General features: G+C 76.4%; 17 protein-coding genes. 3 read left to right on the plus strand and 14 right to left on the minus strand.

Annotated features, from left to right (window positions below; genetic code table 11):
* Positions 1-13: 13 nt before the first annotated feature.
* On the plus strand, positions 14-967 hold the full coding sequence (locus tag E1O70_RS05805) for a COX15/CtaA family protein (protein ID WP_061268227.1): 954 nt from the start codon (positions 14-16) through the stop codon (positions 965-967).
* A gap of 49 nt (positions 968-1,016) precedes the next feature.
* Here the strand turns inward: E1O70_RS05805 and E1O70_RS05810 are convergent, their stop codons facing one another.
* Entirely contained in the window at positions 1,017-2,012 is a 996-nt protein-coding gene (locus E1O70_RS05810; protein ID WP_240696611.1) for a patatin-like phospholipase family protein, read from the minus strand.
* A 279-nt stretch (positions 2,013-2,291) separates the two neighbouring features.
* On the opposite strand from E1O70_RS05810, the gene E1O70_RS05815 reads away from it, so the two are divergent.
* On the plus strand, positions 2,292-3,344 hold the full coding sequence (locus tag E1O70_RS05815) for an ATP-binding cassette domain-containing protein (RefSeq protein WP_061268228.1): 1,053 nt from the start codon (positions 2,292-2,294) through the stop codon (positions 3,342-3,344).
* A complete protein-coding gene (locus E1O70_RS05820; protein WP_061268229.1) occupies positions 3,341-4,195 on the plus strand; it encodes an ABC transporter permease in 855 nt (284 codons plus the stop codon). Before E1O70_RS05815 ends, E1O70_RS05820 begins: the two co-directional genes overlap by 4 nt.
* Positions 4,196-4,216: 21 nt before the next feature.
* On the opposite strand, the gene E1O70_RS05825 is transcribed toward E1O70_RS05820, so the two are convergent.
* The 13 genes from E1O70_RS05825 to E1O70_RS05885 all read right to left on the minus strand — a co-directional run bounded on the left by E1O70_RS05825 (position 4,217) and on the right by E1O70_RS05885 (position 21,196).
* The gene (locus E1O70_RS05825) at positions 4,217-7,711 is read right to left on the minus strand and encodes an AfsR/SARP family transcriptional regulator (RefSeq protein WP_167496835.1); all 3,495 of its coding nucleotides are present in this window, start codon (positions 7,709-7,711) and stop codon (positions 4,217-4,219) included.
* 52 nt (positions 7,712-7,763) lie between these two features.
* The gene (locus tag E1O70_RS05830) at positions 7,764-8,399 is read right to left on the minus strand and encodes an NUDIX domain-containing protein (RefSeq protein WP_061268231.1); all 636 of its coding nucleotides are present in this window, start codon (positions 8,397-8,399) and stop codon (positions 7,764-7,766) included.
* Positions 8,400-10,085, minus strand: a complete 1,686-nt coding sequence (locus tag E1O70_RS05835) for a CTP synthase (RefSeq protein WP_061268232.1) — start codon at positions 10,083-10,085, stop codon at positions 8,400-8,402. It lies immediately after the preceding gene.
* A 125-nt stretch (positions 10,086-10,210) separates the two neighbouring features.
* Entirely contained in the window at positions 10,211-11,950 is a 1,740-nt protein-coding gene (murJ, locus tag E1O70_RS05840; protein ID WP_240696612.1) for a murein biosynthesis integral membrane protein MurJ, read from the minus strand.
* Positions 11,947-12,786, minus strand: coding sequence for a hypothetical protein (locus tag E1O70_RS05845; protein ID WP_061268233.1), 840 nt, complete (start codon positions 12,784-12,786; stop codon positions 11,947-11,949). Before E1O70_RS05845 ends, murJ begins: the two co-directional genes overlap by 4 nt.
* Position 12,787: 1 nt before the next feature.
* Entirely contained in the window at positions 12,788-13,882 is a 1,095-nt protein-coding gene (locus E1O70_RS05850; RefSeq protein ID WP_061268234.1) for a copper transporter, read from the minus strand.
* A gap of 124 nt (positions 13,883-14,006) precedes the next feature.
* Complete coding sequence (gene steA / locus E1O70_RS05855; protein ID WP_021482582.1) at positions 14,007-15,194, minus strand: putative cytokinetic ring protein SteA; 1,188 nt, start codon at positions 15,192-15,194, stop codon at positions 14,007-14,009.
* Positions 15,195-15,200: 6 nt separating this feature from the next.
* Complete coding sequence (gene recN / locus E1O70_RS05860) at positions 15,201-16,931, minus strand: DNA repair protein RecN (protein WP_061268245.1); 1,731 nt, start codon at positions 16,929-16,931, stop codon at positions 15,201-15,203.
* A 2-nt stretch (positions 16,932-16,933) separates the two neighbouring features.
* Positions 16,934-17,935, minus strand: coding sequence for an NAD kinase (locus E1O70_RS05865; RefSeq protein WP_061268235.1), 1,002 nt, complete (start codon positions 17,933-17,935; stop codon positions 16,934-16,936).
* Positions 17,932-19,020 carry a TlyA family RNA methyltransferase gene (locus E1O70_RS05870; RefSeq protein WP_276321379.1) on the minus strand — a complete coding sequence of 363 codons (1,089 nt, stop codon included), beginning with the start codon at positions 19,018-19,020 and terminating at the stop codon, positions 17,932-17,934. The genes E1O70_RS05865 and E1O70_RS05870 overlap by 4 nt, the downstream gene beginning before the upstream one ends.
* A gap of 2 nt (positions 19,021-19,022) precedes the next feature.
* Positions 19,023-19,226 carry a hypothetical protein gene (locus tag E1O70_RS05875; RefSeq protein ID WP_061268236.1) on the minus strand — a complete coding sequence of 68 codons (204 nt, stop codon included), beginning with the start codon at positions 19,224-19,226 and terminating at the stop codon, positions 19,023-19,025.
* A 147-nt stretch (positions 19,227-19,373) separates the two neighbouring features.
* Entirely contained in the window at positions 19,374-20,396 is a 1,023-nt protein-coding gene (locus tag E1O70_RS05880; RefSeq protein WP_061268237.1) for an HAD-IIA family hydrolase, read from the minus strand.
* The gene (locus E1O70_RS05885) at positions 20,393-21,196 is read right to left on the minus strand and encodes a tetratricopeptide repeat protein (protein ID WP_076404982.1); all 804 of its coding nucleotides are present in this window, start codon (positions 21,194-21,196) and stop codon (positions 20,393-20,395) included. The genes E1O70_RS05880 and E1O70_RS05885 overlap by 4 nt, the downstream gene beginning before the upstream one ends.
* Positions 21,197-22,211 lie beyond the last annotated feature (1,015 nt).

Below are 22,211 nucleotides of genomic sequence, written 5' to 3' on the forward strand. Positions count from 1 at the left end.
ATACCGTGGGACCGTGAGCACCCCGCCCCCCGCGCTCGACCCCGGCACGACCGACCGCCCCGCCGGCGACGGCGTCGCCCGACCGGACCGGCTCGCGCCGCTGCGCCGCTGGACCCGGCCGGTGCTCGTCGCCAACCTCGTGGCGCAGATCGGCATCATCGTCACCGGCGGCGCGGTCCGGCTGACCGGCTCGGGCCTCGGGTGCTCCACGTGGCCGCAGTGCGAGCCCGGGCAGTTCGCGGCGCGCTTCCACCCGGAGACGACGTACCACCAGTTCGTCGAGTACGGGAACCGCACGCTCACCGGGGTGCTGAGCGTCATCGCGATCGCGGCCCTCGTGCTCGTGTGGACCGACCGCTCGCGCGTCCTGTCCTACCGGCTCCTGGGCGCCGTGCCGCTCCTCGGCGTCGCCGCGCAGGCGGTCATCGGCGGCGTCATCGTGCTGCTGCACCTGCACCCGGGCTGGGTGTCGCTCCACTTCGTGGTCTCGGCAGCGCTCGTGTCCGTCTCGCTGCTGCTGCTGCACCGCTCCGGGGAGGGCGACAGCCCGCCCGTCCCGACGGTCGCGCCGCGCTCGCGCGCGCTCGCGTGGGCGCTGTACGGGCTCACCGCGGTCGTCGTGGTCCTCGGCGTGATCGTCACGGGCGCGGGCCCGCACAGCGGTGACGAGGAGGTCGGGTACCGGTTCGCCGTCGACCCGGCGCTCATGAGCAAGGTCCACGCGTGGGCCGTGTGGGTCTTCGTCGCCGTCCTCGTCGCGTACCTCGTGAGCGTCCGCCGCGGGCCGCAGGAGGTGCGTCGCGCCGGGTGGATCCTCCTCGCCATCACGCTCGCCCAGGGCGCGGTCGGCTACGTCCAGTACTTCACGGGCCTGCCCGCGCTGCTCGTGGGCCTGCACATGCTCGGCTCGGCGCTGCTCGTCGCCGGGTCCACGCGCGTCGTCCTCACGACCCGCACGCGCGCCTGACGCCGGGGTGCGGCGCGTCGACGGACGACGCGCCGGGCCGGGCCCGCGCTCAGCGCCAGAGGCGCGCGACGCGGTCGGCGGCCTCCACGCCCTGGGCGTGGCCCGCGCGGGCGGCGGCCGGGCGCAGCGTCAGGTCCATCGCTCGCGGTCCCACGAGGCCCTCGGCGGACCCGTCGGGGACGAGCGTCTCGACCGCGCTGCCCTGCGCGCGCAGCTCCGCGACCTGCGCGTCGAGCTGCATGCCCCACTCCCGCGGGGTGCGCGTCCTGCCGCCCAGCGGCGACAGCACGAGCACGCGGCGGTAGCCCGCCGCGACGTCGGCGTTCTCGTTGCGGCGGTACCCGCCGTCGATGAACCGGTCCGGCCCGACGCCGTACGCGAACCCGCCCGCGCAGCTCGCCGCGACCGCGTCCACCAGGTCGACCCCGCTGTGCGCGCCGAGGACGACCGGTTCCCCGGTCCGCGCGTCGACCGCGGTGAGGAGCAGCGCGCGGCGCGGCCACGCCGTGCCGGGCAGGCGCGCCGCGACCGTCGCCCGCCAGCGCGCCTGCGCGGACGCGTCCGAGGCCGCCGGGAGGTCGAGCGCCGCGGCGCCGAGCCGGCGCCGCATGTCCGCAGCGTCGCGCGACGCGGCGATGAGGGCGGCCGTGCGGGCCATCTGGTCCGCCGCCTGGCGCGTCCGCTCCCGGCGGTCGTCGCGCCCGGGAGCCGGTGCGCGCCGCGTCGGGGCTCCGGCGACGACGGCGGCGTAGAGCTCGGCGGGCGTCGCGCCGGCGAGCTGGGCGGCGGTGGTGGCGCCGGCCGACGTCCCGACCGTGAGGTCGGCCGTCGTGACGTCGACCCCGGCGTCGGCCAGACCGGCGACGACGCCGATCAGCCACGCGTTGCCGGTGGACCCGCCGCCCCCGAGCACGAGGGCGCGCTCGCCCGTCGTCGGGGCCGGGGCCGGGACCGGGATCGGGGCCGGGACCGGGACTGCCGCCGGGCCAGGGGCCGCGGCGCCTGCTGAGGAGCCGGGTGCAGAAGAAGGTGTGGTGGTGCTCATGGGAGTCGCCTCTCGCGATGGTGCGGCGAGCGCTCCCGGGGACGGCTACGGCCGTCGCGCGATCGTGGGCAGCGAGGGAGCGCCCGGTAGGGACACAGGGTTCACGGGGCTCACCTCCTCGGCTCGGTTCACGACCGTCGTCGACGCTAGCACGCGCCGCCGAGGACGACGGCTGCGCGTCGGCGTGACAGCGGCGTGACAGCGGGCCGCGCTCCCGTGACAGCGCGGTGCGAGGCCACCCGTCCAGCCTGGTCGTGAACCCACCGACCAGGAGGACACATGACCATCCCCGCGATCGAGGCCGAGGGCCTCGTGAAGGTCTTCGGCGCGCACCGCGCCGTCGACGGCGTGGACCTCACCGTGCGCACGGGCACCGTCTACGGGGTCCTCGGGCCCAACGGCGCCGGCAAGACGACGACCATCAGCATGCTCGCCACGCTCCTGCGTCCCGACGCCGGTCAGGCCCGCGTGTTCGGGCACGACGTCGTCGCGCACCCCCACCGGGTGCGCCAGCTCATCGGCGTGACGGGTCAGTACGCGTCCGTCGACGAGACGCTCAGCGCGACGGAGAACCTCGTGATCTTCGGGCGGCTGCTGGGACTCTCGCGCGGGCAGGCGCGGCGCAAGGCCGCGGAGCTGCTCGACGCGTTCGGGCTCTCCGAGGCGGCGTCGCGACCGCTGAAGAACTTCTCGGGCGGCATGCGCCGCCGGCTGGACCTCGCCGCGAGCCTCATCGCCCAGCCGCCCCTCATCTTCCTCGACGAGCCGACGACGGGCCTCGACCCGCGCACGCGCGCCCAGATGTGGGGCACGATCCGCGACCTCGTCGCGAGCGGCTCGACGGTCCTGCTGACGACGCAGTACCTCGACGAGGCGGACCAGCTCGCGGACCGCATCGCGGTGATCGACCGCGGGCGCGTCGTGGCGGAGGGCACCGCGGACGACCTCAAGGACGCCGTCGGGGACCAGTCGCTGCAGCTCTCGCTCGCCCACGGCGACGACGTGGCGCCCGCGCTGGAGATCGTCGAGCGCACCCTCGGCCTCACCGCGACCGTCTCCCCCGAGGCCCGACGGCTCACCGTCCCCGTGCCTGGACCGGGCTCGGTGACCGACCTCCTCGTACGCCTGCGCGAGGCCCGGATCGAGGTCGGCTCGCTGAGCATGGACAAGCCCAGCCTCGACGAGGTCTTCCTCACGCTCACCGGGCACGGCACCGCGGCGGGCAGCCCGGCCGACGACGACCCCGGCCCGACGGATCCCGGCCCGACGGACTCTGGCCCCGGCCCGCGCGGCGACCGCGCGGCCACGACACGAGAGGCGGCGCTGCGATGAGCACCACCACCACGACCACCGCACCGGCCGTCCCCACGGCACGAGGCCGGATCGAGGCCGGCGTCGACCGCGTCCTCGCCGACCGGCCGTCGCTCCGCGCGACCGCCGAGCACACCCTGACCATGGCCTACCGCGGCCTGCTGAAGATCAAGCGCACGCCGGAGCAGCTGTTCGACGTGACGCTCCAGCCGATCCTCTTCACGCTGATGTTCACGTACATCTTCGGCGGGGCGATCGCGGGCGACGTCGGGAGCTACCTCCCGACGATCATCCCCGGCATCCTCGTGCAGACCGTCATCACGACGTCGGTCGTCACGGGCACCCAGCTCCGCGAGGACATGGACAAGGGCGTGTTCGACCGGTTCCGGTCGCTGCCCATCGCCAGGATCGCGCCGCTGTCCGGCGCGCTGCTCGCCGACACCGTCCGGTACCTCATCGCGACGACGCTCACGTTCACGATGGGCTACGTCATGGGCTACCGGCCCGGCGGCGGGCTCGGGGCGGTTGTGCTCGCGGGCCTGCTCGTCATCGTCTGCTCGTGGGCGGTGAGCTGGATCTTCGCGTTCTTCGGCGTCGTCGCGCGGACCGCGTCGAGCGTGCAGGGCATCTCGATGATCGTCCTGTTCCCCCTGACGTTCCTGTCGAACGCGTTCGTGCAGCCCGACACGATGCCCGGCTGGCTCCAGGGATTCGTCGCCGTGAACCCCGTGTCGCACCTCGTCACTGCGGTCCGCGAGCTGGCGAACACCGGCAGCCTGGGGTCGGACGCCGTGGTCTCGCTCGTCGGGGCCGCCGTCATCGTGGCGGTCTTCGCGCCGCTCACCGTGCGGGCCTACATGCGCAAGGCCTGACGCCGCACGGCCGAGCCGTCCTCAGAGGGGGCCGGCGCCCCCACGGGCGCCGGCCCCGCCGTCGTCCGGGCCGCCCGCGGCGGTCGGGTCGTCGGCCCCGTCCGCGGCGGCGAGCAGCGCGAAGCCCTGCCGGGCGAGGTCGGCGCGAGACAGCTCGCGAGCCCTCGTCCGGGCGCGCTCCGCCGCATCCGCGCCCGCCGCTCCGGCGACCTGGGCCCAGGCGCTCTCGTGCCGCAGCGCGGGCTGGTCCTGGCGCGAGCCCATCCGCTCGGCGAGCGCGACGAGGAGGGCTCCCTCCCCCGTTCCCGGCCCCGGGTGCCGGCCGGCGTCGAGCACCGCGGCGACACCGAGCGCGAGGAACGCCGTCCCGGCGACGGGGTAGTCGACGAAGTGCGGCCGGGCCCGGTGCATCGCGAGCACGACCTCGCGGAGCTCCGCGGCGACGTCCGCGGCCCGCGCCCGGGCCGCGGACGCCCCTGGTCCGGCACCCGCGCCGGTCCCGGCGAGACGTACCAGCCACGACGACACGAGGAGCACGTACCAGGGCGACCAGCGCGCGTCGCCGTCGAACGACGCCGCGGCCTGCCCGTAGAGCTCGAGGGCGCCGGCGTCGTCGCCGTGCAGCGCCGCGACCTCCGCGCGCGCCATCGCGACGACGGACCGCACGTCCGCCGGGACGTCCGGGCCCACGGGACCGTGCTCGACCGCGCCCGCGAGCGCCGCGAGCTTCCGCTCGGCGCGCTCCGTCTCCCCGAGCGTCACCGCGGCCGACATCTCGACCCAGTCGAGCTGCTGCAGCGTCGCCGTCGCGCCGAGGGCCCGCAGGTGGGCGCGCGCGGCGTGCGCCCAGCGTCCGACGTCCACGGCGTCCCCCGCCTCGCTCGCGCACGACGCGAGGAACATCGCCGTGGTGGCGCGGGCCGCGACGTCGCCGCGGGCCACCGCGCGGTCGTGCGCGCGCTCGCCCCAGCGCCGGGCCTCGGCGAGCCGGCCCTCGTTCTCCGCGGTCTGCGCCGTCGTGAACTCGGCGAGCATCGCCACGAACGCGTCGTCGGACGCGCGGAGCCCGGCGAGCGTCGCCTCCATCTCCTCCTGGCTGCGGACGGTGAGCAGGCGCGCGAGGGCACGGGTCCGCGGCCCGGCCTCGGGGCGTCGCAGCAGCCGGCGCAGGCGGCCGAGGGCTCGGGCCGTCAGCTCGGGCCGGGCGAACGCGCTCGCCCCCGCGACGGCGGCGAGCGCGAGCGCGGCGGGCTGGACGTCGCCGGGCGGCACGTCCCACCCGACGACCGAGTCGAGGACCACCTCGACGAGCCCGGTGGCCTGGTCCTCGACGCCGAGCAGGAGCCACGATCCGGTGAGCGCGGTGAACACGCGCACGACGACGTCGGGGCGCTCGTCTTGCACCGCCTCGCGGAGCGCGAAGACGAGGTTCTCCTGCTCGCGGCGCAGGTCCGTCGCCGCGGCGGCCTGGTCCCCGCCCACCAGCGCGTGGGCGCACCGCGTCGCGAGGCGGGCCGCCCAGCGCTGCACGGCCTCGCGCGCCGGGCCCGTCGTCCCGGTCGCCTCGAGCCGGAGGGCGCCGAACTCGCGCACCGTCTCGAGCATCCGGTAGCGCACGACGCCGTCGTCCTCGGTGACGCGCAGCAACGACTGCGCGACGAGCCCGTCGAGCGCGTCGAGGACCTCCCAGGCCGGCGCCCGGCTACCGGCGTCGGACACGGCCTGCGCCGCCTCGGCGGAGAAGCCGTCCGGGAAGACGGCGACGCGGCACAGCAGGTCCTGCTCGGCCGGGCCCAGCAGGTTCCAGCTCCACTCGATCACCGCCTCGAGCGTGCGGTGCCGGTCCGGGGCGGTCCGGTCCCCGGAGCGCAGGAGCGCGAAGCGCTCGTCGAGGTGACGTTCCACCTCCTCGACGCTCAGGGTCCGCACGCGCGCGGCGGCGAGCTCGATGGCGAGCGGCAGCCCGTCGAGGCGGTCGCACAGCCGCGCGACGACGGCCGGCGGCAGGCTCGCACCCGGCCGGACCGCGTGCGCACGCTCGACGAAGAGGCGCACGGCGGGACCGTCGCCCGCGGCCGCACCGAGCGGCTCGAGCGGGTAGACGAGCTCGGCGGCGAGCCGGAGCGGCGACCTGCTCGTCGTGAGCACCACGAGCCCGGGCGCCGCGCCGAGCAGGTCGGCGGCCCAGCGCGCGGCGCCGTCGAGGACGTGCTCGCAGTTGTCCAGCACGAGCAGCGCCGCGCGTCCGCGTACCCGGTCGAGCACCTGCTCGCGCAGCTCGGGCGCGGCCAGGCGGTCGGCGAGCCGCCCGGTGCGGGCCGGCGGCGAGATGCCCAGGCCGTCGGCCAGCCCCACGACGACGTCGTCGTCCGAGCGCACGCCCGCGAGCTCGACGACGACCACCAGGTCGACCGAGCCGGTCGCCGCCGTGCGCCGCGCGACCTCCTGCACGAGGCGCGTCTTGCCGAGACCGCCGGGGCCGAGGACGGTCACGAGCCGGGCCCGCGCGAGCGCGTCCCGGACAGCGTCGACGTCCTCGTCCCGGCCGACGAGCGCGTCCGGCGCCGCCCGCAGGCCACGCACGGACGTGGTGCGACCGACCGGCTCGACCGGCGACTCACCGCCGGGGCGGGGTCCCCCGCCGTCCCCCGGACCGCCGCGCTCGGCCGGAGGACCGGGCACGGGGACGTTCACGGGGGCAGACACGCGGGTGGGCACCGCATCGGGCGCGGACGACGACCTGCCGAGCAGGTTCGCGGCGAGCTGCTGGAGGTCCGGGGCCGGGTCGGTGCCGAGCTCGCGGACGAGCGCGTGCCGCAGGCGCGCGTAGGCGGCGAGGGCCTCGCCCTCCCGGCCCGACGCCGCGAGGCTCGTCATGAGGTCGCGCGCGGCGTCCTCGTCGGTCGCGTCCTCGTCGAGCGCCGCGGACGCCAGCGCCGTCACGGTCGCGTGGTCCCCGGCGACCGCGGCGGCCGGTCGCAGGGCGGCCGTCAGTCCGGCCCGGAGCCGCGCGGCCTCGGTGCGCAGCGCCTGGGCGACGGGACCGGGAACGCCCGTGCCGGGCTCCTCGTCGCTCCACGAGGCGAGCGCGCCGCGCAGGTCGGCGACGACCGCGGCGGCGCCGTCGGTGTCCCGACCGCCCTCCCGGGCCCGGGCGAGCGCGCCGCGCGCGCGGGCGAGCGCCCCGCGTGCGAGCTCGAGGTCGCTCGGCGCGCCGAGCGCGTAGCCCTCGGAGCGCGACAGCACGGTCCCCGGCGCCGCGTCCCGCCGCAGGCGCGACACGAGGCTCTGCAGCGCGGCGCGCGGGTCCTGGGGCGCGTCCGGGCCCCACAGGTCCTCGACGAGCGAGGCCACGCCGAGCGTCCGACCGCCCGCGAGCGCGAGCGCGACCACGAGCGCCGCCGCACGCGGCCCGCGCGGGGCGACCGCCCGGCCGTCGGGCCCGGGCACGCGGACCGGCCCGAGGACGCGCACGATCGTCTCGGGCGGTGCCGGGAGGTCCTCGTGGTCGCGCACGACGGAGAACACTAGTCCTCGGGGCCGACGCCGTCCCGCCCGCGAGGGCGCGTCAGCCCCCGCGGCGCTCGGGCCACGGCGCGTCGGCGGGGCGCAGGGAGGCCCAGCCGCCCGCGCGCGACGTCGCGGCGGCGAGGATCCCGACGACCGCCGACGGGTTGTGCAGCGCGCCCCCGAGGACGGCGGACACCGCCTCGTCGAGCGGGACCCACCGCAGCTCGATGTCGAGCTCCTCGGCCTCGCGCGCGAACCGCTCGTCGTCCGGCACGGGCGACAGGTCGCGCGCCAGGAACACCCGCAGCGCCTCGTTGGACCCGCCGGGCGTCGTGAAGTAGTCCACGAGCACGTCCCACCGGGCCGCCCGCAGGTCCGCCTCCTCGGCGAGCTCGCGGGCCGCCGCGACGCGCCCGTCCTCGCCCACGACGTCGAGCAGCCCCGCGGGCACCTCCCACAGCTCGCGCCGCACCGGGTGGCGGTACTGGCGCAGCAGCAGGACGCGCTCGTCCGCGTCGAGGGCGACGATCGCGACCGCACCGGGGTGGTCGAGGTACTCGCGCGTGACGCGGCCGCCGTCGCCGAGGTCGACGACGTCGGACCGCAGGTCGAACACGCGACCCTCGTGCACGACCGTCGTCTCGACGACCGGTCGGGGCGCGAGCGCGTCCACGACCGGGTGCTCGCCGGCCACTCAGTCCGCCTGGTTCTCGAGCGCGGCGCGGACGAGGCCGCTGAACAGCGGGTGCGAACGCGTGGGGCGCGACTTGAACTCCGGGTGCGCCTGCGTGCTCACGTAGTACGGGTGGACGTCCGCGGGGAGCTCGACGAACTCGACGAGCGACGAGTCGGGCGACGTCCCGCTGATGACGAGCCCCGCCTCCTCGAGCTGCTTGCGGTAGGTGTTGTTCACCTCGTAGCGGTGACGGTGGCGCTCCGTGACGCGCTCCGCGCCGTAGGTCTTCGCGACGACCGAGCCCGGGGCGAGCGCGGCCTCGTAGGAGCCGAGGCGCATCGTGCCGCCGAGGTCGCCGTCGCCGCCGACGATCGCGAGCTGCTCCTCCATGGTCGCGATGACAGGGTGGGACGTGCCCGGGTCGAACTCGGTCGAGGACGCGTCGTCGATGCCGAGCACGTTGCGCGCGTACTCGATGACCATCGACTGCAGGCCGAGGCAGATGCCGAGGGTCGGCACCCTGTTCTCACGCGCCCAGCGCAGCGCGCCGAGCTTGCCCTCGATGCCCCGCACGCCGAACCCGCCGGGCACGAGGACGGCGTCCACGCCGTGCAGCGCGTCGTCCGCGCCCTCGGGCGTCTGGCACTCGTCGGACGCGACCCAGCGGATCGTGACCTTGGCGTCGTTCGCGAACCCGCCGGCGCGCAGCGCCTCCGTGACGGAGAGGTAGGCGTCCGGGAGGTCGATGTACTTGCCGACGAGCGCGACCTCGACGCGGTGGGCGGGCTGGTGCACGCGCTCGAGGAGCTGGCTCCAGCCGTCCCAGTCGACGTCGTGGAACGGCAGGCCGAGGCGGCGCACGACGTAGGCGTCGAGGCCCTCCGCGTGCAGCACGCGCGGGATGTCGTAGATGCTCGGCGCGTCGATCGCGTTGACGACCGCCTCGTTGTCGACGTCGCACATGAGGGCGATCTTGCGCTTCACCGGCTCGGGCACCACGCGGTCCGCGCGCAGCACGATCGCGTCGGGCTGGATGCCGATGGAACGCAGCGCCGCGACCGAGTGCTGCGTGGGCTTCGTCTTGAGCTCGCCCGACGGGCCGATGTACGGCACGAGCGACACGTGGAGGAAGAAGACGTCGTCCCGGCCGAGCTCGTGGCGCACCTGGCGGGCCGCCTCGAGGAAGGGCTGCGACTCGATGTCGCCGACGGTGCCGCCGATCTCGGTGATGATGACGTCGACGTCCTCACCGGCCTGGGCGCGCATGCGCGTCTTGATCTCGTCGGTGATGTGCGGGATGACCTGGACCGTGTCGCCCAGGTACTCGCCGCGCCGCTCGCGCGCGATGACCTGGGAGTAGACCTGACCGGTCGTGACGTTCGCGGACGCCTCGAGGTCGACGTCGAGGAAGCGCTCGTAGTGGCCGATGTCGAGGTCCGTCTCGGCGCCGTCCTCGGTGACGAACACCTCGCCGTGCTGGAACGGGTTCATCGTCCCGGGATCGACGTTGAGGTACGGGTCGAGCTTCTGCATGGTGACGCGCAGGCCGCGCGAGCGGAGCAGACGACCGAGGCTGGACGCCGTGAGGCCCTTGCCGAGCGAGGAGGCGACGCCGCCGGTGACGAAGACGTGCGCGGTGCGGTGCTCGGTACGAGCGCCCGAGGCGTTGAGGCGGGAGGAGGGCCGGTTCAGGTGATCTGCCACGGAACTCCATCCTAACAGCGTGCCCGACGACGGCACGCGGACCCCAGGGTCGGTCCGCTCACACCGGGCGGCACGGCGAGGTCTCCCTCGCCTCGATGCGCGACCCGGCGCGCGTCACTTGCGCGTCACCTCGGCGACGTGTCGCCGGGGCCGTTCGTCGTGGGTTCGCCCGCCGCGGGCTCGTCCCCCGCAGGCGTGTCCGTCGTGGGCCCGACGGCGTCGCCCGCCCCGGGAGCGGCCGGGTCGCCTGCGCCTGGCGCACCACGGCGCAGAACGCCCAGGAGGGCCGCGCGGTCGCCGACGAGCGAGACGCCGAGCACCACCACCCCCGCGACGAGGGCCGCGAGGGCGCCGACGCCGACGGCGGGCAGCCAGCCCGCGTCGTCGGGCAGCAGGACGCTCGACAGCGCCGAGCCCGCGAGCGCGCCCAGCGTCACGCCGACCGCGAGGACGACGAGGGTGCGCGGGACGCCGCGCGTCGCGTCCGGGCCGGCGTGGCGCCGCGTCGCGAGGAGCAGCCCCGCGCCCGCGACCGACATCCCGACCGCGGTCGCGAGGCCGAGCTGCAGGAGCACCCCGGCCTGGTCGCGGGCGCCCGTGAGGGCGGGGAGCACGTAGGCGGCCGCCGCGACGACGAGCCAGCCCGCGGCGGTCACGACGACGGCGACCCGCTGGCGGTCGATCGTGTACAGCGCGCGGGACAGGTGCAGGATCAGCGAGAACCCGACGATGCCCACCGCCATCGCGGCGACCGCTCCCCCGAGCCCGTCGACCGAGCCCGTCGCGATGCGGGCGAAGACCGCCTCGACGGCCGCCGACGCGGCGATCAGGGCCGCGACGCCGAGCCCCGCGACGACGAGCAGCGTGCGCGTCGTGGCAGCGAGCAGGCGCCGGTAGGCGTCGTGCCGGGCGTGCGCGACGTGCTCCGCGAGGCGCGGGAACGTGCTCGTCGCGAGCGGGAACGCCAGCACCGCGTACGGGAGCAGGTAGACCTGCTGGGCGTACCAGTAGGTCGGGAAGGTCTGCTCCGGTCCGAACTCGTAGGCGGCGCCCATGATCGCGAGCACCGAGAGCTGCTGCGCGACGAGCGCCCCGACTCCCGCGAACGCGAGGTTGCGCGCCCGGACCGCCTCGCCGCCCGGGAAGCGCAGCGTGGGGCGCAGGCGGACACCCAGCCGGTGCACGGGGAGCACGAGGGGCAGCGCGAGGACGGCGACGCCCGCCGTCGTGCCCCAGCCGAGCCACGCGATGGCCTGGCCCGACAACGCGGCGACGTCCTTCTGGTGGCCCCCCGCCAGACCCGCGAACACGAGGAAGACGACGATGACCGCTAGGCTCGACAGGAGCGGCGAGAACGCCTGCCAGAAGAACCGCTTGTGCGCCTGGAGGATGCTGCCGAGCACGACCGCGAGCCCGTACAGCGGGACCTGGAGGGCGAACACGCGCACGAAGGTCGCCGTGACGTCGACGAGCTCCGGGTGCTCGCGCATGAGGAGACCGGCGATCGGCTGCGCGAGGAGCGCGAGCAGCGCCCCGAGCGGGACGAGCACGACGAGCGTCCACCCGAGCAGGGCCGAGGCGATGCGCGAGACCTCGCCGCCCGCGCGCCGGGCGATGGGCCCGGCGAGGAGCGGGACCACCGAGCCGGCGAGCGCGCCGCCCGCGGCGACCTCGAACAGCACGTTCGGCAGGAGGTTCGCCGCCGTGAACGCCGACCCGACGCCCTCGGTGCCGACGGCGGCGGACTGCACGAGCGACCGTGCGAACCCGACGAGGCGGCTCGCGATCGTCACGAGCGTGATCATCGCGGCGGCGCCCGCCAGGGTGCCCGTGGCGGCGCGCAGCCGCCCCGCCCGCGCGCTCACGCCGGGCGCCGGCCCCACGCGTCCACGCGCCGCAGCGCGTCGTTGCCCTCGATGACCTTCGAGAAGCTCACCTTCTCGCTCGCGAGGGTGAGCCCCACGACGCCCGCGAGCGCGAGCCAGCGCATCGGGCGGGGCGCCGTGAACGCGACCTGGGAGCCCAGCGCGGCACCGAGCGCGTTCGCGCCGCAGTCGCCGAGCATGTCGCGCTCGCCGAGGTCCCCCGGGGCTGCGGCGACGGCGGCACCCAGGACGGCGCCCGTCGTCGGCGCGGCGGCGGTGCCGAGGTACGGGAGCGACGCCGCGCCGGCGGCCTTGAGGGCGCGCCCCGGCCGCAGGTCGAGGAGGTTGAGCAGGTTCGCGGTGCCGGCCATGAGCGCGCCGTTCACGCCCACGTCCACGAGGTGCCCGAAGGCACCGCCCGTGCGTCGCGTGCCGATCGCCGCCGCGACGAGCGAGACGCCGCTGATCCCGAGGATCTTCAGCGCACCCGTCGTGACCCGACCCTGCGCGAGCGCGCCGAGGTGGCCGCGCAGCCCCTTGGTGCGGCTCGTCGTGTCCTCCGCGAGGTCGTCGACGAGGCCGAACGTGCCCGCGCTCGCCGTCGCGAGGGCGACCGCCGCGCGCGTGCGGGCGTCGCCTCCCGCCGCGAGCGTGCCGGCGACGAGGCCGGCGGCCACGGCCGGGCCCTCGAGCAGGCTGATCGGCTCGCCCCGGTGGTTGGTCCGGGTCCAGCGCTCCGCACCCCCGGGCGCGCGCGACCCGGCCGCCCGGCGTGCCGCGGCCGTCACCGTCGCGGCGACGCCGGCGGCCGCGAGCGTGCGCAGCGCGCGCCCCACGTCAGCCCTCCCCCGCGCCGTCGCCGGCCTGCTCGACGTCGGCCCCGTCACCGGCCGGTTCGCCCGTGGTGTCGTCCGCCGCGGCGTCCTGCGCACCGGTGGGGGACGCCGTCGTGCGCGTCACCGGCGGGAGCTCGACCGCGGGCGGGAGGACGGCCGTCGCATTCTCCTCGAACCCGAACTGCCCCACCTGGTCCGCGAGCCGCGCCGCGAGCGCGAGCGGGACGTTGATCCGGCCCGGCTCGGCCTCGATGCCGCTGACGGTCGAGACGGTCGAGGCAAGGTCCTCGTTCGCGCGGATCGTCGAGACGACGTCGCCCGAGACCGCCGTCGGGCCGGCGACCAGCGCGGCTCCGGCGACCTCCTGCGCGGCGACGGCCACCTGGACCTCGATGTCGACCGCATAGGTGTCGGGTGCGGGCGGCTCCTCGCCCTCCGCGGCGGGGGTGGCCGACGAGGGCGCGGAGCCCCCGAGCAGCAGGACCACGTCCGCCGGCAGCGTCTGCTCGGAGACCACGTCGACGAGCGCGAAGCGCTCGAGCAGCGCCTCGAGCTCGAGCGCCTCGGGACTGCGCTCCTCCGTGCTCGACGGCGCCGCCCCGGTGAGCGACAGCGCGAGCGCGCGCGAGAGGCGCTGCTCGGGGGTCGCGTCCTGCGGGACGTCCCCCAGCTTGTCGCCGAGGCCCTCGGCCACCGTCTGCCGCGCGCTCTCCTCGTCCTGGCTCGTCCACGAGTCCGTGAGGCGCACGTGCCCGACGACGGACGCACCGGCCGTCTCGAGCTGCGCGGCGATCGCGTCGTCGCGCTCGTCGTCCGCCCCGTCCAGGTCGACGACCGCCACGCGACGGTCCTGGAGGGAGCCCGCGACGAGCTGCGGACCTGCGGCCTCGATGTACCGTGCGTCGTCGCCGAGCGTCACGTTCGCCTGGTCGAGCTGGTCGCGCAGCTCGTTGCGCTCGGTGCGCAGCTGCTCCACCTGCCCGGTGAGCTGGTCGCCGATCGCGCCCTGGAGCGGGCCCGCGCCGAGGATGATCCCCACGGCGAGCGCCAGGAAGACCGAGATCAACGAGACGATGTGGTACCTGAAGTCGATCACTGTGCGGTGGTGTCCTTCGGTTCGAGCTGCTGCGTGCTGGCAAGGGTCAGGGTCGGCGCTGGCCGCCGGAGGGCACGGGCCGCAGGCACGTGCGCGGGCCGTCGACCACGACGGCCCGGCGGGATCAGCCGCCGCCCGAGAAGAGCGTCCCGATCCACGACCAGAGGTCGTCGAACCGGGCGCCCACGATCCCGAAGAACGTCTGGCCCGCCGCCGTCGACCACAGCGCCGCGACGACGGCGAGGAGCCCGGCGATCGACAGGAGCCAGAGCTGGAGGTTGGAGATCCGGTGCCGGTACAGGCGCGACACGCCCTTGGCGTCGACGAGCTTGCCGCCGACCCGGAGCCGGGTGAGGAACGTGCTCGCCATGCCCGCACGGCCCTTGTCGAGGAACTCGACGAGCGTCGCGTGCGTGCCGACGGCCACGATCACCTCGGCGCCCTTGTCGTCGGCGAGAAGCATCGCGATGTCCTCGCTCGTGCCGGTCGCCGGGAAGACGACGGGCTCGACGCCGAGCTCCTGCACGCGCTCGAGACCGGGCGCCTTGCCGTCGCGGTAGGCGTGCACGACGATCTCCGCGCCGCTGCTCAGCGCGCGGTCGGAGACCGAGTCCATGTCGCCGACGATCATGTCGGGCTTCCACCCCGCGTCGAGGATCGCGTCCGCGCCGCCGTCCACGCCGATGAGCACCGGGCGGTACTCGGTGATGTAGGGGCGCAGCGTCGCGAGGTCCTCGCGGTAGTGGTAGCCGCGCACGACGATGAGGACCTGACGCCCCTCGATGGACGTGCGGATGTCCGGGACGCCGACGCCGTCGAGCAGGAGGTCCCGCTCGCGGCGCAGGTAGTTCATCGTGTTCTCGGCGAACGACTCGATCTCGACCGAGAGGTTGGCGCGCGCCTCCTCGAGGCTGCGCGCGACCGTCTCCTCGCTCTGCAGCACGCCCTCGGCGACGAGGTCGTCGCCCAGGTAGACCTTGCCGCCGTCGAGCCGTACCACGCGTCCCTCGGGGATCGCCATGATCGCGGGGCCGAGGTCGTCGACGAGCACGATGCCGGCCTCGACGAGGACGTCGGGGCCGAGGTTCGGGTAGCGGCCGGAGACCGACTTGGCCGCGTTGAGCACGGCGGACGGCTTCGCGGCGACGAGCGCGTCGGCAGCGACCCGGTCGATGTCGACGTGATCGATCACCGCGACGTCGCCCGGGTTGAGCCGCTTCGTGAGCGCCTTCGTGCGCGCGTCGACCTTGGCCGGGCCGAGCGTGCCGGACCCGGCCTCCGGCAGGGAGGCTTTGCGCAGAGTGAGTCTCATCGTGCCCTATCGTCCCACGACCGACGACTCCAGAAGCTCCACCGCGTGGCGGCGGGCCGCGTCGGAGTCCTCCTGGCCCGAGAGCATCCGCGCGAGCTCGCGGACGCGCTCCTCCCCCGTGACCTCGCGCACACCGGTGACCGTGACCGCGGTCGACGGGTCGCCCTCGCCCGACGCCTTGGTCACGACGAGCTGCACGTCCGCGAACGCGGCGACCTGCGCGAGGTGGGTGACGACGACGACCTGGGTGCGCCGCGCGAGCGACGCGAGCCGCCGCCCTACCTCGACGGCGGCCTTGCCCCCGACCCCCGCGTCGACCTCGTCGAACACGAACGTGGGCAGCACCTGGCCGGTGCCGTCGACGGCGGCCGTCGCGAGCGCGACCTCGATCGCGAGCATGACGCGCGACAGCTCGCCGCCCGACGCCCCCTTGCCCAGCGGGCGGGCGGGAGCGCCCGCGTGCGCGACGAGCGAGAACGTCACCGCGTCGACGCCCCACGGGCCGGGCTCCTCGGCCCGCTCGACGTCCACGACGAGGCTCGCCCCGCCCATCGCGAGCCCGCGCAGCTCGTCGGTCACGGCCGCGGCGAGCTCGGCGGCGGCCCGCTCGCGCGAGGCCGTGATCGCCGTGCCGAGCCGGTCCAGCTCCGCGTCCAGCTCGTCGCGGCGCGCCGTCGCGGCCTGGAGCCGCTCGCCGCCGTCGTCCAGGTCCAGGAGCCGCAGCCCCGCGTCGCTCGCCCAGGCGAGGACGTCGTCGACCGTGTCCCCGTAGCTGCGCGTGAGCGTCCCCAGCTCGGCGAGGCGCGCGTGCGCGGACTCGAGTCCCGCCGGGTCCGCCGCCAGGTCCTCGACGTAGCCCGAGATCTCCGTGGCCACGTCGGCCAGCACGTACCCCACCTCGGCGAGCCGCTCTGCGAGGCGGGCGAGCGCGGGATCCGTCCCGGCCACCGACTCGAGCGCGCGGCGCGCGCGATCCACCGACACGACGGCGTTCTCCTGCGGCTCCGCGGCCTCGTCGCCCGCGACGGCGTCGTGCGCGAGCTGCGCGGCGACCCGGAGCTCCTCGACGTTCCCGAGCCGCGCGACGAGCGCGGTGAGCTCGACGTCCTCGCCCGGCTGGGGCGCGACCCGCTCGACCTCGGCGAGCCCGAGGCGCAGCAGCTCCGCCTCGCGGGCGCGCTCGCCCGCGCGCGTCTCGATGTCGTCGATCTGCGCCTGCAGCGCCGACCGCTCGGCCCACGCCTCGCGGTACTGCCCGAGGAGCTCGGCGTGCTGCGGCCCGGCGAACGCGTCGAGCGCCGTGCGCTGTCGGCTCGCGGTGCGCAGCCGGAGCTGGTCCGACTGGCCGTGCACCGTGACGAGGTCGTCGGCGATCTCGGCGAGGACGCCCTGCGGGACGCTGCGCCCGCCGAGGTGCGCTCGCGAGCGGCCCTCCGCGGCGACCGTGCGCAGGATGACGACCGAGCCGTCGTCGTCGACCTGCCCGCCCGCGTCGTCGACGCGCTGCGCGACCGCCGGGCGGTCCGCGACGCGCACCCGGCCCTCCACGACGGCGCTCGCCGCGCCCGGTCGCACCGTCGCCGGGTCCGCCTTGCCGCCCATGAGCAGGCCGAGGCCGGTGAGGACCATCGTCTTGCCGGCACCCGTCTCGCCCGTGATCACCGTCAGCCCGGCGCCGACCGGGACGCGCGCCGACCGGATGACCCCGAGGTTCTCGATCGCGATCTCCTCGAGCACGCTCACTCCTCCTCGTCCGTGGTGCCCCCGTCGCCCGGGAGCCTGGCCGTCTCGCCCGCGCCGTCCGGAGCGGCGGCGGCGCGCTCCGCGGTGGTGCCCGCCGTCGCGGCGACGCTCGCCGCGCGCTCGCGCCACCCGACCACCGGCAGCGAGAACTTCGACACCAGCCGGTCCGTGAACGGCGCCGTGCTCAGGCGCGCGAGACGCAGCGGCGTGTCCGAGCGCCGCACCTCGACGCGCGAGCCGTTCGGCAGGTCGATGCGGCGGCGGCCGTCGCACGTGAGGACGCCCGACGACGCCGAGTCGGGCAGGACGTCGACCGTGATCGTCGAGCGGGGACCGACCACGAGCGGGCGTGCGAACAGCGCGTGCGCCGCGAGCGGCACGACGAGCACCGCGTCGACCTCGGGCCACATCACGGGCCCGCCGGCCGAGAACGCGTGCGCCGTCGACCCCGTCGCGGTCGCCGTGATGACGCCGTCGCACCCGAACGACGAGAGCGGGCGGCCGTCGACGCCGAGCACGACCTCGATCATGCGCTCGCGCTGCGCCTTCTCCACCGTCGCCTCGTTGAGCGCCCAGCCGACGAGCGGCTCCGGCTCTCCCGGCAGGTAGGCGCGCACCTCGACGATCGTGCGCTCCTCGACCGTGTAGTCGAACGCCGCGAGACGGCCCACCGCGGCGCGCAGGTCCTCGCGCTCGCTCTCCGCCAGGAACCCGACGTGGCCCAGGTTCACGCCCAGCAGCGGCACGCCCGTGCCGTGGGTGAGCTCCGCGGCCCGCAGGATCGTGCCGTCACCGCCGAGCACGATGACGACCTCGGACTCCGCGACGCCCTCGCGCGCCCGCGTGCGCGCCATGTGGTCGCCGAACGACTCCGCGAGGTCGTCGTCGTGCAGCGTCACCTCGAACCCGGCGCGCTCGAGCTCGCTCACCGCCTCGTGCAGCGCGACGACCGCCTCGGGGCGGCCGCCGTGGGTGACGATCAGGACGCGTCGCGTCACGCTGCTCCTCCGGTCAGGGGTCGGTCGGTGGTCTCGGTCGCACCCGGTGCGGCGTGCGGTGCCGATGGCGGGACGGCCCCGGCGGAAGGTCGGGCGGACGTCTCGGCGGGCGGTTCGGCGGGCGGTTCGAAGGACAGCTCGGCGGACGCAGCCGCGGCGCGGGCGACCGCGACGACCGGGGGCGGGCCGCCGTCGGGCCCCGGCTGCCACGCGACGGCCTGCGCCGCGGCGGCCTCGAGCGCCTCGTCCTCGAACGCCGCGCCGTCGGCCCGGCCCGGGTCGCCCGCGCGCAGCCACCAGAAGTACTCGCGGTTGCCGCTCGGACCGGGGAGCGGGCTCGGCACGACGGCGAGCGGCCGAAGGCCGACCAGCGCGGCGTGCCGCGCGACCGCGGCGACGACCTCGACGTGCAGCGCCGGGTCGCGCACGACCCCGCCGCTGCCGAGCCGCTCGCGGCCGACCTCGAACTGAGGCTTCACGAGGAGCAGGAGGTCCGTCCCGGGCCCGACGACGCCGGCCACCGCGGGCAGGACCATCGCCAGCGAGATGAACGAGAGGTCGCCGACCACGACGTCGGGCACGACCCCCACGTGCTCGGGCGACAGGTCGCGCACGTTGAGCGCCTCGTGCACGACGACGCGCGGGTCGGCGCGCAGCGCGGGCACGAGCTGGTCGTGGCCCACGTCGACCGCGACGACCTCGCGCGCGCCGCGCCGCAGCAGCACGTCGGTGAAACCCCCGGTCGACGCACCGAGGTCGAGGCACCGCGCGCCGTCGACCACCGGGCCGCGGGGCAGCGCCCCCGACTCCGCCGAGCTCTCGCCCGCGACCGCGTCGAGCGCGTCGAGCGCGTCGAGGACGCCCGCGAGCTTGAACGCGGCCCGGGACGCGTAGCCCGGGTCGTGCGGGTCGGGGGCCACCTCGACGACGTCCTCCGGGCCGACGCCGGTCGACGGCTTGGTCAGCACCGTCCCGGCACGCGTCACGCGGCCCGCCGCGACGAGCTCCGCCGCGTGCCGACGTGACCGTGCGAGCCCGCGCCGGACGAGCTCGCCGTCCAGCCGGGCGCCGTCCCGCTCCCCCACGCTCAGTCCTCCGCGCGGGCCAGCTCGGCGACCAGCGCGTCGTGCACGGCCTCCAGCACCCCCACGTGGTCGGTGGTCGCGAGGCCGTCCAGCTCGGCGAGACGGGCGAGCACGGGCTCGAGCGACCCCTCGGCGTCGCCGACGCCCGGGTCGGCCGCGCGGCCCGGAGGCGGACCGGGCACGGGTCGCTGCGGACCGTCCGACATGTCCTGCCTCCTGTCTGGTCGCTCGTCGCCCGGGGTCGCCCCGGGACCGCGGACCACGCTACCGGTAGCGTCCCACGGACGACCGTGCGCGGTGCCGGAAGCGCGCCGCGCGCCGCGCGTCGCCGCCGTGGTCCGCCCCGCGTGCCGTCAGTGCGTCCCCACCGGGAGGTCGGGGACGCTCGCCGGGTCGACGGGCAGGCCCTCGTCGACCACCGCCCAGGCGGCCGACGCCGCGGCCCGCACCGTGTCGATCGTCGCCGCGCCACGCACGTCCAGCCGGAGTGCGCCGTCGTCGACGCGCGCCGCGCTGTCACCGCACGTCCACCAGCCCTCGGCGCCGCGCTCGGGCGCGGGGTGCGGCTCCAGGAGGCTGCGCAGGTCTGCGCCCACGTAGTGGGGCCGCAGCCCGGGCTCCGCGAGGATCGCGTCCCGCGCGGTGCTCACGCCCGTGAGCACGTGCAGACCGGGGTAGCCCCCGGCACGCGCTCCGGCGAGGTCGGTGTCCAGGCGGTCGCCGACGACCAGCGGCGCCCGCGCGCCTGCCCGGTCGATCGCGAGGCCGTACATCGTGGGCGACGGCTTGCCCGCGCTGTCGGGCGTCACGCCCGTGGCGGCCCGCACCGCCCCGACGAGCGCCCCGTTGCCGGGCGCGAACCCGCGGGCCGTCGGGAGGGACAGGTCGAGGTTGCTCGCCACGTGCCAGGCACCGCGCTGGACGGCGTAGGCGGCCTCGGCGAGCTGGGTCCAGCCGAGCTCGGGCGCGAAACCCTGCGCGACGGCGTCCGGCTCGTCGTCCGCGCTCGCCACGACGACGAAGCCCGCCTCGCGGACCGCCGTCAGCAGACCCGCGCCACCGACGACGAGGACGCGCGCACCCGGCTCGAGCCGGGTCCGCAGGAGGGCCGCGGCGGCCTGCGCCGCGGTCATCACCTCGTCCGGCGTCGTCGGGATGTCGAGACCGGTGAGCTGCTCCGCGACCGACTCGGGCTCGCGGGACGCGTTGTTCGTCACGAAGACGAGCCGCATCCCGCGCCCCCGCGCGGCCGTGAGGCCCTCGGACGCGTGCTCGATCGGCTCGTGCCCGCGGTACGCGACCCCGTCGAGGTCGACGAGCGCGAGGTCGTAGCGGTCCGCGAGGGCGACGTCGCTCGCGAGCAGGCCCGCGCTCACCGGTCGCCCCTGTCCGTCGCGTGCTCGTCCGTCTCGCGCTCGTCCGAGCCGGACGACGCCGGCCCGGGCTCGTCCGCGTGGGGAGCACCGCCGGGCTCGTCGGTCGTGGCGTCGGGCTCTTCCGAGCCGTCCGTGTCGCCGTCCTCCTCCTCGAGCTCCTCGCTCAGGTCGTAGACGACGACGTCCTCGTCCTCCTCGCCCAGCGCGGCCGCCAGCAGGCGCGCGTCGATGCCGGCGAGGATCTCGGCGGCCTCCTCCGTGCGGCCGGCGAGCTCCAGGACGGACGCGCGCGCCTGGAGCACGCGGGCGCCGAGCTCGCCGCCGCGGCCGACCGGCGGCACGTTGTCGAGCGCCGCGAGAGCGGCGTCGAGCTCGCCGAGGTCGACGCGCGCGCCGCTCACGACGATCGCCAGCTCGGTCCGGCCGACATCGTCCAGGGTCGCGGCCTCGTCCGACGACGCGAGGGCGAGCGCGCGCTCGGGCCGCCCCAGACCGCGCTCGCAGTCGGCCATGATCGGCAGGTGCTCCGAGGACCCGTTGAGACGGCGCACCGTGCGCAGCTCGCGCAGCGCCTCGGCGTACCGACCGGTCCGGTAGGCCGTCAGGCCCGCGGCCTCGCGCGCCACGTCGACGCGACCCGCACGACGCACCGCGGCCTGGGCGTGCTCGTACGCGAGCTCCGGGTCGGTGTCGATGAGGCGGCCGGCCATGACGAGGTGGCGCCCGACGACCTCGGCGGTGTCCTTGCTCAGCGTCCGGAGCCTGCCGCGCGCGGCGCGGTCGAGCTGGGAGATCTGCACGTCCTCGGGCAGGTCCGGGCCGGCAGGGTGTCGGGGCTCGGGACGGCGGTCGAAGCCCTCGCGGTCGCGCCCCGCCCCGGCGCGCGGGGCGTGACCCCGGCGCTCGCCACCGGGACGGTCACCACCGCGGCGATCGTCGCGCGGTCCGCCCGGTCCCCGGCGCCCGCCCGCGGAGTCGCGGTCGAAGCGACCCCGACCCGCGTCGCCGCCCCGTGCCGGCCGGTCCGCACCGTCACGCCACGGACGCGACCCGCTGTCACCGTCCCGAGGACGCGACCGATCGTCACGGGCTGCGCCGTAGTCCCGCCGCGGACCACGCGACGCGTCGCCACGCTCGCCCCACGCACCCCGACGCTCGGAGCGGTCGCCGCTCCGGGCGTCACCGGTGCCGCGAGCCCCGTCGCGCCGGTCGCGGTCCGGGCGTCCGCCGGTACCGCGGCTCGCGCCGTCCCGTGCGGGCCGGTCACCGCCCGGGCGGCCCCGATCGTCGTCGCGCCGACCACGGTATCCGCCCTCGCCGCGGCCCCGTTGGTCCCCGGCGCCTCGGCCCGCTCCCCGGGCGGGCCCGCCACGGCGGTCGCCCGACGGCGCGCCGCCCTGCCGGCCACGTCCCTCACGGGGGGGCTCCTGCCGGCCGTCACGGTCGCGGCGACCGCCGCGGTCGTCGCCCGAGGACGGACGATCCGGCTCGGGCTCACGGGGGGTGTCGTTCACCGGGGTTCCCTCTCGTTCTGAAGTTTGCGCAGGCCATCCTCCCACGACGGGACGACGAGGCTCGTGCCGTGTCACCGGCGACGCGCTGACGACGCGGCAGCCCGGCTTCGCACCCGGCGGCGGACGCGCGGTGGCGTCCGGTCCGGTCGGCGGCTCTCGCACGCGCTCTGCACGGCGTGCTGCGGCACCAGCGAGTCGGCGTGCTGGGCGCGGAAATGCCGAAGGCCCACCCCGTGTGGGGTGGGCCTTCGGTGAAGGGTTGTCCGGCGGCGTCCTACTCTCCCACCCCGTCTCCAGGGCA

Origin of the sequence: Cellulosimicrobium funkei (genome assembly GCF_004519295.1) — a bacterium.
GTDB lineage: Bacteria > Actinomycetota > Actinomycetes > Actinomycetales > Cellulomonadaceae > Cellulosimicrobium > Cellulosimicrobium funkei.

Excerpts from the sequence above, each read along its gene's own strand:
- steA (WP_021482582.1), bottom strand. The coding sequence starts at position 15,194 with ATGAGACTCACTCTGCGCAAAGCCTCCCTGCCGGAGGCCGGGTCCGGC.
- E1O70_RS05815 (WP_061268228.1), top strand. The coding sequence starts at position 2,292 with ATGACCATCCCCGCGATCGAGGCCGAGGGCCTCGTGAAGGTCTTCGGC.
- E1O70_RS05810 (WP_240696611.1), bottom strand. The coding sequence starts at position 2,012 with ATGAGCACCACCACACCTTCTTCTGCACCCGGCTCCTCAGCAGGCGCC.
- E1O70_RS05820 (WP_061268229.1), top strand. The coding sequence starts at position 3,341 with ATGAGCACCACCACCACGACCACCGCACCGGCCGTCCCCACGGCACGA.
- E1O70_RS05875 (WP_061268236.1), bottom strand. The coding sequence starts at position 19,226 with ATGTCGGACGGTCCGCAGCGACCCGTGCCCGGTCCGCCTCCGGGCCGC.